The sequence below is a fragment of the Priestia aryabhattai genome (assembly GCF_023715685.1).
GTDB lineage: Bacteria > Bacillota > Bacilli > Bacillales > Bacillaceae_H > Priestia > Priestia aryabhattai_B.
Window position 1 is genome coordinate 225,384 of sequence record NZ_JAMBOQ010000004.1, and the last position, 13,744, is coordinate 239,127.

The following is a 13,744-nucleotide window of genomic DNA, read 5'->3' on the forward strand; positions in this document are numbered from 1 at the left end:
AAATTTTTTATAATTAAACATTTTTTCCATATTAAAGGATTATTTTGGCTTTCAAAAAGAAATGAATAGAATAAAGAGGGTTCTTAGTACCTATATAAAAAGAAAATTTATAAAAGATAATAAATTCAGAAATTTATACCTCTTTATAACTAAAAAATTGCTCTACTAAAATAGTTGACAGCAGAAATAGATAGGCATAAAATATACTATTGTCAAATGAATTAGCAAGCTATTCATAAAAAGTTAACGGACATTTGAATAATATGAGTAATATCCATATAAGGTATTAATTACTTAAATCTAACCAACTTGTATGCTTGTCATACAAGTCTACAGAAAGGAAGATAGTCGTATGCGCAACGTATTTTTTGCAGATAATGAAACAATTGAAACGACTTTACGTGGGAAAGAAATTTTAGGAGCTCCAATGTTAAACAAAGGAGTAGCTTTTACAAAAGAAGAGCGTAAAACGTTAGGATTAGAAGGTTTACTTCCTCCAATGACTTTAACTTTAGATGAGCAAGCAAAACGTGCATATGAGCAATTTTTAGCTCAGGCAGATAACCTTGGTAAGAATGTGTATTTAAACGATTTACAGAACCGTAATGCTGTATTATTTTATCGTTTATTGCAAGATCACTTAAAAGAAATGCTTCCGGTTGTTTATACACCAACAGTTGGACAAGCAATCCAAGAATACAGCCACGAATATCGCCGTCCGGGTGGCGTATACTTGTCAATCGATAATGTAGAAGGCATTGAAGAAGCTCTTAAAAATATCGATGCAAATAGTGAAGACATTGATTTAATGGTTATTACAGATTCAGAAAGTATTTTAGGAATTGGTGACTGGGGCGTTGGTGGTATTAATATTGCTATCGGTAAATTAGCGGTATACACAGCTGCAGCAGGAATTGATCCAAGCAGAGTACTTCCAGTTGTTCTTGATGTAGGAACAAACAATGACAAATTATTAAATGATCCTTTATATATCGGAAACCGTCATGAACGTATCCGCGGTGAGCGCTATGATCATTTCGTAGATCAATTCATTTCAAAATCTCTTGAAATATTCCCTAATGCACTGTTACACTGGGAAGATTTCGGTAATGTAAATGCTCGTAACATTATTAACAAGTACGGAAAAGAAATTCTAACGTTTAATGATGATATTCAAGGAACAGGTGCCGTAACGCTTGCCGCTATTTTCTCAGCAGTTCAAGTGTCTAAAATGCCACTTCGTGACCACCGTGTTTTAATCTTCGGACCAGGTACAGCAGGTATCGGTATTGCAGATCAAGTACGTGATGCAATGGTATTAGACGGGATCACAGAAGAAGAAGCATACAAAAACTTCTGGGCAGTCGATTTCCGAGGCCTTTTAACAGATGACATGGACGACTTATTAGGTTTCCAAACGCCTTATGCACGAAAAGCAGAAGAAGTGAAGGACTGGAACCGTGAAGAAGACAAAATTTCTCTTTTAGAAGTTGTCAGACAAATTAAGCCGACAATCTTAATTGGTACGTCTGGTGTAGCAGGCGCATTCTCAGAAGAAATCGTAAAAGAAATGGCGAAGCATGTAGAACGCCCAGCTATTTTACCAATGTCAAATCCAACTCCGCTTGCGGAAGCTACTCCTGAAAACTTATTAAATTGGACAGAAGGAAAAGCACTTGTAGCGACTGGAAGTCCGTTTGAACCAGTTAAATACGATGGTGTGGAATATGAAATTGGTCAATCTAATAATGCTTTTGTTTTCCCAGGTCTTGGTCTTGGATCAATCGTGGTAAAAGCAGAAGTTATTACAGACAGCATGTTCGCAGCATGTGCACACGCTGTAGCTCAAATGGTAGACAGCAGCAAACCAGGTGCTTCATTACTACCACGCGTAGAAGAATTACGTGAAGTATCATATAACGTTGCTTTAGCGGTTGCTAACGCAGCGATTAAAGATGGCGTTGCAAAAGAAGTTCCAGCAGATGTTAAAGCAGCAGTAAAAGCAGCAATGTGGGAACCGAAATACAAAGAAATTAAAGCTCTAGAAACAGTAAATGCTTAATTTTTAGATAGAAAAAGCACAGCTTCCGAAAAAAGAAGCTGTGCTTTTTTTAGTTACAAAAAGAATTCTTAAGTTACATAACGTATATAGTTTTTTTAAAGTTGTATATGATTCTCTATATTAGAACCACAGGGGGTTATGAGATGAATACAGCACGTAAATTGGAAACGTTTACTCAAGATTCGCAGCCTAAAAATAAGGGGTTTTGGAACCGGGTCAACAATATTAAAGTAGGAGTTATTCCTCTACCGCTATATGTTTTACTTGCATTAATTGTATATGGTGCTGCCGTTTACAACGAGCTTCCTCCAGATATGATTGGCGGATTTGCGATTATTATGGTAATGGGAATGCTGCTTGGTGATTTAGGATTAAAAATTCCGATTTTAAAAGATATTGGCGGACCAGCTATTTTATCACTGCTTGTACCTTCCGTATTAGTTTTTTATAATGTTTTAAATCCCACGTCTATGGAAGCGGTAACAACTTTGATGAAAACATCAAACTTTTTATACCTTTATATTTCTTGTCTAGTAGCCGGAAGTATTCTTGGTATGAACCGTAAAGTTTTAATTCAAGGCTTTACACGTATGTTCGTACCGCTTGTATTAGGTACGCTAGCCGCTGTAGCTGCAGGCGTAGCTGTTGGGATGTTATTTGGTTACGGAGCAAAACATACATTTTTCTATATCGTTGTACCAATCATTGGAGGAGGGATTGGCGAAGGTATTTTACCGCTTTCACTTGCCTATTCTCAAATTTTAGGTAGTTCAGCAGAATCTTTTGTGTCGCAAATGATTCCAGCTGCTGTTATTGGAAACGTCGTTGCTATTGTATGTGCCGGCTTAATGAAACGTCTAGGAGAGAAAAAGCCAGAACTAACAGGTAATGGAGTTCTTGTGAAGACAAAAGGTGGAGATGGCATCTCAGAAGATACAAATATCAAGAAACCAGTAGATTTCTCGTTAATGGGCGCAGGTCTTTTAATTGCATGTAGTTTCTTTATTTTCGGAGGCTTAGCACATAAGTTTTTAGGAATTCCAGGTCCAGTTTTAATGATTGTAGCGGCAACGCTAGTCAAATGTTTACAAGTAATGCCTACTAAGATGGAGCAAGGTGCATACCATATGTATAAATTCATTTCTACGAGCTTAACATGGCCGTTAATGGTAGGACTAGGAATTCTGTATATTCCTCTTGAAGATGTAGTGAAAATTGTTACACCAGGCTATGTAGTTGTATGTGCAGCAGTTGTTATCGCTATGGTAGCAACAGGTTATTTTGTAGGTAAAATGATGAAAATGCATCCTGTGGATGCTGCCATTGTAACCGGCTGTCACAGCGGTCTAGGAGGTACGGGAGACGTAGCGATTTTATCAGCTTCCAACCGTATGTCACTTATGCCATTTGCTCAAGTAGCAACAAGACTTGGAGGCGCTTCCACTGTGATTTTAGCTACGCTTCTTATGAAGCTTTTGGGAGTATAAAAACAAAACAAAAAAGCAGCTCGGTTCATACGAGCTGCTTTTTTTGTGTTATGAAATGCTAACAGGTTTTAAGATAAATTCTTCCACAACTTTTGCCACACCGTCGTTCATGTTTGTATCTGTTACGTGGTTGGCTTTTTCTTTAATATCTTCAGGAGCATTTCCCATTGCCACGCCAAGCCCAGCAAATTCAATCATGGCAAGATCATTATAACTGTCGCCAATGGCAATCACTTCATCGCGTGTAATGCCAAGCTGTTGAATTAATAAATGTAGACTTGTCCCTTTTGTGACACCTTCTTCTGTAAATTCAAGGAAGTATGGTTTAGAACGCATTACGCTTAGCTCTCCTTGAAGCTGCTTTTGAAGTTTCTTTTCAACATGAACCAGCTTTTCCGGTTCTGCAAGCATTAGTACTTTTACAACAGGTTCTGTAACGGCATCAGCAAAGGATGAAACAACACGGATCGGCAGACCTGTAATGTCACTTTCAATATCCGTAAATTTATTTTCTACTTCGGTTATAATTTCATTTCCAACGTACGTATGAATTAAAACGCCTTCATCGCGGCTAATATCGTCCAGACGTGCAACGATGCGCGGAGATAATGTACTGCTAAATAGCTCTTCATTTGTTAGGCAATTAATGATTTTTGCCCCATTAAACGATAAAATAAAGCTTCCGTACTTTTCTAACTCTAGCTCTTTCGCGATGTGAACCATTCCGTAAGTTGGTCGTCCAGAAGCAAGTACAACTTTTACTCCTGATTCTTGCGCATTCATTAATGCTTCTTTCGTACGCGGAGAAATAGTGTGATCATCGCATAATAGTGTATCGTCCAAATCTAAAACAATCATTTTGTAAGGCATATTTGTAAGTTCCCTTCTTCTACTAGACTCATATCTTCATATGGTACTATAAAAAAACGCTGGATTCAATTTAATGATTTTTCGAAAAAAATGAGAGGCTTGCGTATACTTTGTTTGAACTCCTAGTAAGAAGATAAAACAAAGAGATTGAGACATAACTAAATCAATCCAATCTAAAGACGAACAAATAGGATAAATGAGCTAGTATGGATCACTTGTTACACCGCTGTTGATTTCCGTGCAAGGCTTCGCTTTCCGCGGGCGGCCGATGAGCCTCCTCGTCGCTTGCGCTCCGGCGGGGTCTCATCTGTTCTGCTTTTCCCGCAGGAGTCTTCGCCTTGCCCTCCAATCAACAGCTAGAAGCAACTAAACACATGAAAGCTACGTTCACCACGATAACGAAAAAATACGAACTATTAATCGGTAATTTCGATCATTAGTTCGTATTTGCTTCGACTAAAACACTTTTGTCCCAGCCTCTTGATTAGTAAGCAGCTAGAGTTTGATTAGTTTTCTGCGCATCTCCTTCATTGAATGCTTCTTTTAAAAGCGTATAAGATCGCTTTTTTTGTTCGAAATCTTGAATAGCAGTAAGAATGATAAATTCATTAACAGAAAACGCCTGTTTCAAAGCTTGGAGCTTTTGACGAACGGTTTCTTTTGTACCGTATATAACGTTTGCTTCTTTTTCTTCAATTCGATAGCTTTCTTTGGACTGCTGACCAAATTCTTCAGCTTTTTCTTTGGAGCCTAATGTAACGGACTTACCATTTTGTAAGTATACTTTAAATATTTTTGTGCTGGATGCTAATGCTTTTGCCTCTTCTGAAGTATCCGCTACGATGACGGAAAGCGCAACGACAAGCGTGCGTGCATGAGATAAAACGTGCTGATTATAGACAGAAACCGCTTCTTCTAGCACTTTTTGCTCACCATTAATGAATTGAGCAAATACATATGGAAGGTTTAATGAAGCCGCAAGCTCTGCGCTTGAAGCACTTGCTCCCAGTAAAAACATATCTGCTGATTTTTCCGGCCTTGGATAGGCTTTTAAACCATAAAGCGGGTGATCTTCTGGCAGCGTATCGTTTAGATGTTGTTTAAGTTCTATCAGTTTGTCTGTTAAGGACTTAGTGGGCTGAGAGTTTTGTTGCAAGGCTTGAGTAGAATGAGGTAGTCCTCCTGGTGCTCTACCGATTCCAAGATCGATGCGATTTGGAGATAATGAGGCTAAAACATTAAAATTTTCTGCTACTTTATAAGGGCTGTAGTGCTGAAGCATAACACCCCCTGAACCAATACGGATATGATGAGTTTTAGCGAGCAGGTGAGAAATTAACACTTCAGGTGATGATCCTACAACATGCTCAGAGTCATGATGCTCCGCTACCCAAAAGCGATGGTAACCAAGTTCTTCTGCTAGCTGAGCTAATTGAATGGTATGCTGAAATGCATCTTCAGCACGCTCACCTTCATAACGTGGGCTTTGATCTAAAATACTTAATTTCACTGAAAACACTCCTTAAAGTTGATAAAAAAGGTAAGAATAATTGGGATTAATTTTAGCAAAGGGTTTTCCAGATGAAAAGAGTTTTTTAAAAGAAAAATATTTTTTGTAAAATAAGTTGACTTTGCCATTTTGAGGCTATATAGTTGAATCATCAAATAGAAAAACCGATAAAACAACTTGGATAAATAAGAATTAAGTGAGTATGTTTCAAAGACACTTTACTTTATTCTCCGGTTTTATCAAACAAACAGTTAAAGCTGATTGGTCTACCAAAGGCTCCTGAGTAAATTCCAGGAGCCTTTTTGCTGTAAAAAGGAGGGGAAGAAAGTGAGCGATATATGTATTTTGTATAACGGAAGCTCTCAGGATTATCAACAAATAGCCTCAGTAATAGATGAGCTAGAAGCTTGCTTAACCTCAAAAGGAGTGCGTGCAGAAGCTATTTTGTATCACGATGTATACGCTTTAAAGGAGGAAGCTCAGAAAGAAGTAAAGGCATTCATTTCAAAAGTGAACCAAGCTAAAAGTATTGTCGTTCTGTTATCTGGAGTAAATGAAACATACGTACAGTCTTTTGAACAACTAACAAAAATAGTGCCGGAAGATTTATTGCATAAAAAAATACTTCTGCCAATTCTTATTGGTGAAAATGTGAATTCTTTACTAAAAGCTAAATATGATTTAAAACTTTTAGCGTCTTTTTTAGGTAGACCTTATTGGCTCAGCAGTCTTTTTCTACTGCATGAATACGTGTCTTTTGCAGGCATCAATAATGTGAATGCCAAAAGTCGTTTAAAGGAAGCTGTGGATGAGCTGATTTATAAAGCCGATCTATCCCTTCAAACATTTATAAAATGAGGTGAAGAAAATGAGTGAATTATTTCGATTAGCAACCGTAGAAGATGCTGAAGAGCTGTTGGATTTAACACTTCGAGCATACGAGCCGATTCGAAAGCTAGGAATTAAGTTTCCCGCCGCGACGGCAACGATTGAACTTGTAAAAGAAAACATTCAAAACAGCCGCTGCTACGTGATGGAAAGTGATGAAAAAATCGTAGCTACGATTACAGCAAGAATGTATAAAGAAATAACAAACTGGCCTTTCTTATGGTGGTTTGCGGTAGATCCTTTGGTTAAAAAGAAAGGAGTAGGTTCTAAACTCTTAACATGGGTTGAAGAAACGATTATTCGAGATCAACTGGGGGCGCCTGCAGTTACGTTGGCTACTTCTGATCGACATCCGTGGTTAATTCCTATGTATGAAAGGAAAGGGTATGAACGCTTTTTTGAAGTCGATCAAGGGGAAGAAGGAAAAGGCGTATTCTTAAGGAAAATCTTACATCCCGAAAGATATGAGTTAGAAAAACACAAGGAGTTACAAAAAGCTAATTAATAATTAAAAAGAAAAGAGGAGAAACCATGTCAGTAAAGATTTTATTATGGAATCGAAAAGGTTGTCATCATTGCGAAGAACTAAAGGCATATTTTCATGAGAAAGGATATCAATATGAAAGTATCGATGTAGAAGGAAAAGATTATTTGCGAGATTTACTTGAAATTAAATACGGTATTCGTCATGTACCGGTCGTTGAAATTGGAGATAAGGGGCAGTTTGAAGGAGTTACTGAAAAAGATTATGAACAAATAGAAAAATTGATTGAAGACTATTCACCAATAGTTAAATAGCTAGAACATCCATTTTATCAATTCGTTAAAATAATAAACTATTTTGAGACATAGTGAGGGACAAAACACATGAAAAAGCTACAGCTGACAGCTATCTTTTTATCACTTCTTTTATTGTTAGCAGCTTGCGGAGCATCCAATAAAGAAACATCGGCTAACGCAAGCAAAGACAAAGTGCAAAAAATTATTGTAGGAACCGGTACGCAATTTCCAAACATTTGCTTTATTGACGATAAAGGGAATCTAACAGGGTATGACGTAGAGCTTGTTAAAGAAATAGACAAACGTCTTCCAAACTATAAGTTTGAATTTAAAACGATGGATTTCTCTAATTTACTTTTGAGCTTGGAATCGAACAAAATTGATTTAGTAGCTCATCAAATGGAAGTGAATAAAGAGAGAAAACAAAAGTTCCTATTTAATAAAGAACCTTATAATATCTTTCCGCTACATGTAGTTGTAAATGAAAAAAATACGTCAATTAAATCAATTAAAGATTTGAGTGGTAAAAAGGTAATTGTAGGAGCAACGAGTAACTCTGCTAACTTAATCGATAAGTATAACAAAGAACATGGAAATAAAATTAATATTGTCTATTCAGGTCAAGGATCTGATGATACAAAAACGCAGCTGAAAACAGGACGCGCGGATGCTACGATTAGTACGCCGTTTGCAGTTGACTTTGTCAATAAACAAGCAGATGCAGAGCAAAAAGTTGTAGGACCTGCTATTTCAAATTCAAAAGTATATTTTATGCTTCGCAAAAATGAAACAGGTTTACAAAGAGATGTTGATAAAGCGCTAAAAGAAATAAAAGAAGACGGAACATTGACAAAATTAAGCGAAAAATGGCTAGTAGAAGATTATACAAAAGCAGCTGGAAATAACTAAAGCACTTACTGTGACCCAAGCCTTAAACTTGGGTCCTTTCGCTACCTGTAGAGGAGAACAAAGGAGAGAAAAAGATGGGAAAAGCATTTGATATAGAGCTGATTTTCACCTCTATTCCTCAATTATTATCTTATTTGCATATTACAATTTGGATTTTGGTTGCTTCACTTGTGATTGGCAGTACCTTGGGATTGTTTATTGCCCTGCCGCGTATTTATAAAGTACCTGTGTTAAGTCAAATAGCAGCAGTTTATATTTCTTTTATGAGGGGGACGCCTATTTTAATTCAATTATTTTTAGTTTTTTATGGGATACCTGCCTTTTTACAATTGATTCATATTGACGTTTCGAGAATGGCTCCGCTCGTATTTGTTATTATCACGTATTCATTGAGCACGGCGGCGTCTTTTTCTGAAATGATGCGCGGTGCCATTAATAGTGTAGATAAAGGGCAAACCGAAGCAGCGTATAGTATAGGAATGACCGGAACACAAACGTTCACTCGAATTGTGCTACCGCAAGCCCTCGTTGTAGCCTTTCCTAACTTTGGAAACCTTGTGATTGGTTCTTTAAAAGATACGTCTTTAGCTTTTACGATTGGTGTAATGGATATGATGGGAAGAGGAGATACCATTATCGCAGCAACGGCTCATGCAGTTGAGGTATATATTGCACTTGCAATTATTTATTATTTTGTAGCGATTATATTAGAGAAATTTTTTGTGAAATCAGAACAGAAGCTGCAAAGACACGATCAGCCTGTTCATGTATAAAACGAGCTTACTAAAAGAGGTGTAAACATGGTTATTGATGTACCGTTTATATGGACAGCATTTGTAGAAATTTTAAAGGCATTACCTTTAACACTCCTTATTACCATTGGTCCGTTACTAGGCGGATTGCTTATTGGTATTGCTGTTGCTGCTGTGAGAATTAATTCAGTGAAAATAATAACGCCTATTGCCAACGTATACGTATCATTTTTTCGAGGAACGCCTGCTATTCTTCATATTATGGTTATTTACCTAGGGTTCCCGCTATTTATTAATAAACTATCACGTTACTATGAGTGGGGCTTTAATGCAAACAGCATTCCTATTGTCGTATTTGTATTAATCGCTTTGTCTTTTACAGCGGGAGCTTATATGTCAGAGATTATTCGCTCTGGTTTGTTAGCTGTAGAAAAAGGACAAATTGAGGCTGCGTATTCCGTTGGAATGAATCGTTTTCAATCGATGAAACGAATTGTTTTTCCCCAAGCGTTTGCTTTGTCTTTACCGAATTTATGTAATATCTTTATCGGCTTTTTGCATACGTCTTCTATCGCATTTATCGTATCGCAAAAAGAGTTAAACGGTGCTGCTAATATTGTAGCTTCGAATAATCTCAAGTTTCTAGAAGCTTATATTGCTGCTGCTCTTATTTATTGGATGTTGACGATGTTAATAGAAGGAATAACAGCGCTGCTTGAACGGAAATTAACTGTTTATAATCGAGGAGGGGTTGTATGATTACATTAACTAATATCAAAAAAACATTTGGTCACAATACAGTATTGGACGGTATTGATTTAATTGTTAAAAAAGGCGACGTTGTGACCATTTTAGGACCGAGTGGTTCTGGAAAGACTACGTTTTTACGCTGCATTAATTTCTTAGAAAGAGCAGATGAAGGAGAAGTTTCTATTGATCAATTTACGGTTCAGTGCCAAAAGCCAAACCGCAAAGACATTTTAACTCTTCGACAAAAAACAACGATGGTTTTTCAGCAATACAATTTGTTCAAACACAAAACCGTTATTGAAAATATTATGGAGGGGCTAGTTATTGTTCAAAAGTTGCCAAAGGAAGAAGCGAAACAACGCAGTTTAGACGTCCTTGAAAAAGTGGGGCTTGCTGAAAAAGCAAATGCTTATCCAAGTCAGTTATCAGGAGGTCAACAGCAGCGAGTGGGAATTGCTAGAGCGCTTGCTTTAAATCCTGAAGTCATTTTATTTGATGAGCCGACGTCCGCTTTGGACCCCGAACTAGTGGGTGAAGTACTATCTGTTATTCGTAAAATTGCTGAAGAAGGAATTACCATGATTATTGTTACGCACGAAATGAGTTTCGCCCGTGAAGTCTCTAATCACGTTGTGTTTATGGACGGAGGAAAGATTGTCGAACAAGGTCATCCTGAAGACATATTTTCAAATCCAAAAGAAGAGCGAACAAAGCAATTTCTTAAGCGTATCAACCCAACGCATTCTCCTTACTCTTATATTTATGAAAAAACAATCTAATACTTTGATTAAAAACCAACTTGACTCATAGGGATAATAAGTATATGATGAAATCATCAAATTAAACAAACCGACTAGATCACTAGAGGTTCTTTGCACAATGCGTGACATTGTGTAAAGAACCTTTTATTTTTTACTAGACTTAAGGGAAGAAGGGTGAAGGTAGTGAATAAAGCGGCATTAAAAACTAAAACAAGCAAAAAACTTTTTATAAAAGGCCAGGTTGTAACTGGAAGACAGCAAGGAAGACATTTGGGGTTTCCAACAGCTAATATAGATACTCAGCATGAGGAATTAAAGAATGGTGTGTACGGTGTTATCGTTCACCTGCGGGGGCTTGAACATATAGGAGTTATGAATGTAGGCGTTAAGCCGACATTTGGATCGGAACTATCTAAAACGTTTGAGGTTCATATTTTGGATTTTAACGAAGTTATTTATGGAGAGTCAGTCCAATGTGACGTAATTTTTCGGGTGCGAGGGGAAAAGAAGTTTCCTTCCATTGAGTTTTTAAAGCATCAAATTAAAGCTGATACGCTACAAGTTAAGCAAAGGTTTCAGCATATGGGCTACGTATCTAGTGAATATACAAAATCCAATCTAGGGCGAACGCGTTATTTAAATCTACCTGATCTACAGTTTTTTAATTGGTGCCACAGTCAATTCAGAGTTAATAAAGGCATTTACAATACAATTGATCAATGGTTTTATGACGAAGGAATTGTAAATATTCACCCTAGAAGAGTTCATGTTATCGCCTTCTTACAATTTGCACAGGAAGGGAATGAAAGAAAGACAGAAAAAGAAGGGGTCCTTCGCTTTGGAGCAGGCGGTTTAACCAATCAATTACGAGAATTTATGAATGGATATGAAAAAGGAGAATGGTAATATGACACATCAAAGACAATTAAAGCTAGGGGCTATTATTCATGGAGTGGGAGGAAATATGGGGGCATGGAGACACCCTGAAATTTTGGCAGATGCCAGTGTTAATTTCGATTTTTACAAGCAGCAGGCTCAAAAAGCGGAAGAAGGAAAATTTGATTTAGTATTCATTGCTGATGGGTTATATATTAATGAAAAATCGCTTCCGCACTTTTTAAATCGTTTTGAACCTCTTACCATTCTATCAGCACTTGCTTCTGTGACTTCTCATATTGGTTTAGTTGGCACTCTATCGACCTCCTACAGCGAGCCTTTTACGGTGGCTAGACAATTTGCTTCACTTGATCATATTAGCAGCGGCCGAGCAGGATGGAATGTTGTAACATCTCCACTAGAAGGATCTGCGCTTAACTATGGAAAAGAACATCCCACTCATGATAAACGCTATAGAATAGCTGAAGAGTTTCTAAAAGTAACAAAGGGATTATGGGATTCTTGGGAAGATGATGCATTTATTCGAAATAAAGAAACCGGCCAATTTTTTGAGGAGAAAAAGCTGCACCGGTTGCATCACAAAGGCGAATTCTTCTCTGTAGAAGGCCCGTTAAACATTGGCCGCTCAGCTCAGGGTCAGCCTGTAGTGTTTCAAGCAGGCTCTTCTGAAAGCGGCAAAGAGTTAGCAGCGAAAACGGCTGACGCAGTGTTTACAGGACAAGACAATTTAGAAGAAGCGAAAGCTTTTTACCAAGATGTAAAATCAAGAGCCGCAGCACAAGGACGCGAGGAAAACGAGATTTTAATTTTCCCGGGAATTGGTCCTATCATTGGCAGTACAACCGAAGAAGCCGAAAGAAAATATAAAGAGCTTTCTCAATTAGTGACGATTGAACATGCGCTAAACTATTTAGGACGCTTTTTCGATCATTTTGATTTTTCACAGTTTCCATTAGATGAGGCGTTTCCTGACTTAGGAGATATAGGAAGTAATAGTTTTCGCAGTACGACTGACAAAATTAAAGAAAACGCTAAAAAACATAAGTGGACACTGCGAGAAGCGGCGCTGCGAATTGCTACACCTAAAACCCAATTTATTGGAACGCCAGAGCATATCGCCAATTTAATGGAACAGTGGTTTGAAGAAAAGGGAGCTGACGGCTTTATTATTCATTCAAGCGTTCCGCATGGCTTAGACGACTTTGTTGAACACGTTGTACCGATTTTGCAAGAAAGAGGCTTGTATCGTACAGAATACGAAGGGAGTACATTAAGAAGTCACTTGCATTTGAATGTTCCCAAAAATCGCTACGCACAAGTGAAAGTTAACTGAAGTAGATTCAAAGAGACTCGAAGGAGTCTCTTTTTTAATTTTTTTAATATTGAAAATATGATAAAATTCCCTTTGTAGGTTATTCGTTTCAGTTCATAAGGCCTAAAGGGTTTTGAATACCCGGAAAGGAGTCAAATGGAAAGAAGACATAAAAGTAAGAAGAAACGTATTATCATTTCGATATTTTTATCCGTTCTGCTAGTTGGGGGAGGAGCGGCAGGATGGATATTGTACCAGAACGAAAAAATTCCTTTTTTATCACAGCAAAGTATAAAGGCAAGTGCCATAAAAGTGAATCAACAGAAAATTAATAAGCTGGAAAGTAGCGATCAGCAGGCAAAAGATTTTATAGCTGAACATCATGACGTACTAAATGATCTGACTGGATGGAGTGCTATTGAACACCCAGATTGGCCTCCCGTACAAGAAGAAGCAACAGCTATTAAAAATACGATTAGCACGATTGTAGTAAAAGATTCTGTTCTAAGGAAAGACTTTCAGCATATGGAGAAGCTGGCCGAACAGCTAGAGCAGACGAAAGATCAAGCGCTATTAAAAGAACTTCATCGCTCTTTTCATGACTTAGACGTTGTCATTAATGAAGATGATGGTTCAAATACATATTTTAATGTCACCAGCTATGGTAAATCAGTTGTAAAGACCTCTAAATGAGCTATAGCAAAAAGCTTTATACATAAAAGTAGTTTTGTATAACAAACCTCTTCGCTTATTCATGCATATGCTA

General features: G+C 37.4%; 15 protein-coding genes. 12 read left to right on the forward strand and 3 right to left on the reverse strand.

Annotated features, from left to right (window positions below; translation table 11 throughout):
- The first annotated feature begins 352 nt into the window (after window positions 1–352).
- Both M3225_RS19710 and M3225_RS19715 read left to right on the forward strand, forming a co-directional pair.
- Window positions 353–2,062 carry an NAD-dependent malic enzyme gene (locus M3225_RS19710; RefSeq protein ID WP_251396434.1) on the forward strand — a complete coding sequence of 570 codons (1,710 nt, stop codon included), beginning with the start codon at window positions 353–355 and terminating at the stop codon, window positions 2,060–2,062.
- A gap of 143 nt (window positions 2,063–2,205) precedes the next feature.
- Complete coding sequence (locus M3225_RS19715; RefSeq protein WP_251396436.1) at window positions 2,206–3,549, forward strand: 2-hydroxycarboxylate transporter family protein; 1,344 nt, start codon at window positions 2,206–2,208, stop codon at window positions 3,547–3,549.
- 48 nt (window positions 3,550–3,597) lie between these two features.
- Here the strand turns inward: M3225_RS19715 and M3225_RS19720 are convergent, their stop codons facing one another.
- The 3 genes from M3225_RS19720 to M3225_RS19725 form a co-directional block, all read right to left on the reverse strand.
- The gene (locus tag M3225_RS19720; protein WP_251396438.1) at window positions 3,598–4,419 is read right to left on the reverse strand and encodes a Cof-type HAD-IIB family hydrolase; all 822 of its coding nucleotides are present in this window, start codon (window positions 4,417–4,419) and stop codon (window positions 3,598–3,600) included.
- A 218-nt stretch (window positions 4,420–4,637) separates the two neighbouring features.
- A complete protein-coding gene (locus M3225_RS29660) occupies window positions 4,638–4,772 on the reverse strand; it encodes a hypothetical protein (protein ID WP_285885754.1) in 135 nt (44 codons plus the stop codon).
- A gap of 131 nt (window positions 4,773–4,903) precedes the next feature.
- Entirely contained in the window at window positions 4,904–5,929 is a 1,026-nt protein-coding gene (locus M3225_RS19725; protein WP_251396440.1) for an LLM class flavin-dependent oxidoreductase, read from the reverse strand.
- 327 nt (window positions 5,930–6,256) lie between these two features.
- Between M3225_RS19725 and M3225_RS19730 the strand changes: the two genes are divergently transcribed.
- The 10 genes from M3225_RS19730 (at window position 6,257) to M3225_RS19775 (ending at window position 13,671) form a co-directional block, all read left to right on the forward strand.
- Window positions 6,257–6,787, forward strand: coding sequence for a hypothetical protein (locus M3225_RS19730; protein WP_251396442.1), 531 nt, complete (start codon window positions 6,257–6,259; stop codon window positions 6,785–6,787).
- 10 nt (window positions 6,788–6,797) lie between these two features.
- Window positions 6,798–7,322 (forward strand): GNAT family N-acetyltransferase, encoded by a 525-nt coding sequence (locus M3225_RS19735; RefSeq protein WP_251396444.1) that lies wholly within the window; start codon window positions 6,798–6,800, stop codon window positions 7,320–7,322.
- A 26-nt stretch (window positions 7,323–7,348) separates the two neighbouring features.
- Window positions 7,349–7,615 (forward strand): glutaredoxin family protein, encoded by a 267-nt coding sequence (locus tag M3225_RS19740; RefSeq protein WP_251396447.1) that lies wholly within the window; start codon window positions 7,349–7,351, stop codon window positions 7,613–7,615.
- Window positions 7,616–7,684: 69 nt separating this feature from the next.
- Window positions 7,685–8,506, forward strand: a complete 822-nt coding sequence (locus tag M3225_RS19745) for an amino acid ABC transporter substrate-binding protein (RefSeq protein WP_251396449.1) — start codon at window positions 7,685–7,687, stop codon at window positions 8,504–8,506.
- A gap of 74 nt (window positions 8,507–8,580) precedes the next feature.
- The gene (locus tag M3225_RS19750) at window positions 8,581–9,279 is read left to right on the forward strand and encodes an amino acid ABC transporter permease (RefSeq protein WP_251396451.1); all 699 of its coding nucleotides are present in this window, start codon (window positions 8,581–8,583) and stop codon (window positions 9,277–9,279) included.
- Between the two features lie 27 nt (window positions 9,280–9,306).
- Window positions 9,307–10,017: an amino acid ABC transporter permease gene (locus M3225_RS19755; protein ID WP_251396453.1), complete on the forward strand. Its 711-nt coding sequence runs from the start codon at window positions 9,307–9,309 to the stop codon at window positions 10,015–10,017.
- Window positions 10,014–10,787: an amino acid ABC transporter ATP-binding protein gene (locus tag M3225_RS19760; protein WP_251396455.1), complete on the forward strand. Its 774-nt coding sequence runs from the start codon at window positions 10,014–10,016 to the stop codon at window positions 10,785–10,787. The genes M3225_RS19755 and M3225_RS19760 overlap by 4 nt, the downstream gene beginning before the upstream one ends.
- Before the next feature lie 165 nt (window positions 10,788–10,952).
- Window positions 10,953–11,675 carry a riboflavin kinase gene (locus M3225_RS19765; RefSeq protein ID WP_251396457.1) on the forward strand — a complete coding sequence of 241 codons (723 nt, stop codon included), beginning with the start codon at window positions 10,953–10,955 and terminating at the stop codon, window positions 11,673–11,675.
- A gap of 1 nt (window position 11,676) precedes the next feature.
- A complete protein-coding gene (locus tag M3225_RS19770; RefSeq protein WP_251396459.1) occupies window positions 11,677–12,999 on the forward strand; it encodes an LLM class flavin-dependent oxidoreductase in 1,323 nt (440 codons plus the stop codon).
- A 135-nt stretch (window positions 13,000–13,134) separates the two neighbouring features.
- Entirely contained in the window at window positions 13,135–13,671 is a 537-nt protein-coding gene (locus M3225_RS19775; protein ID WP_251396461.1) for a hypothetical protein, read from the forward strand.
- Window positions 13,672–13,744: the final 73 nt, after the last annotated feature.

Bases quoted from the DNA above. Each gene is read 5' to 3' on its own strand.
- M3225_RS19775 (WP_251396461.1), top strand. From the start codon at position 13,135: ATGGAAAGAAGACATAAAAGTAAGAAGAAACGTATTATCATTTCGATA.
- M3225_RS19740 (WP_251396447.1), top strand. From the start codon at position 7,349: ATGTCAGTAAAGATTTTATTATGGAATCGAAAAGGTTGTCATCATTGC.
- M3225_RS19715 (WP_251396436.1), top strand. From the start codon at position 2,206: ATGAATACAGCACGTAAATTGGAAACGTTTACTCAAGATTCGCAGCCT.
- M3225_RS19745 (WP_251396449.1), top strand. From the start codon at position 7,685: ATGAAAAAGCTACAGCTGACAGCTATCTTTTTATCACTTCTTTTATTG.
- M3225_RS19750 (WP_251396451.1), top strand. From the start codon at position 8,581: ATGGGAAAAGCATTTGATATAGAGCTGATTTTCACCTCTATTCCTCAA.
- M3225_RS19710 (WP_251396434.1), top strand. From the start codon at position 353: ATGCGCAACGTATTTTTTGCAGATAATGAAACAATTGAAACGACTTTA.
- M3225_RS19760 (WP_251396455.1), top strand. From the start codon at position 10,014: ATGATTACATTAACTAATATCAAAAAAACATTTGGTCACAATACAGTA.
- M3225_RS19755 (WP_251396453.1), top strand. From the start codon at position 9,307: ATGGTTATTGATGTACCGTTTATATGGACAGCATTTGTAGAAATTTTA.
- M3225_RS19735 (WP_251396444.1), top strand. From the start codon at position 6,798: ATGAGTGAATTATTTCGATTAGCAACCGTAGAAGATGCTGAAGAGCTG.
- M3225_RS19720 (WP_251396438.1), bottom strand. From the start codon at position 4,419: ATGCCTTACAAAATGATTGTTTTAGATTTGGACGATACACTATTATGC.
- M3225_RS19770 (WP_251396459.1), top strand. From the start codon at position 11,677: ATGACACATCAAAGACAATTAAAGCTAGGGGCTATTATTCATGGAGTG.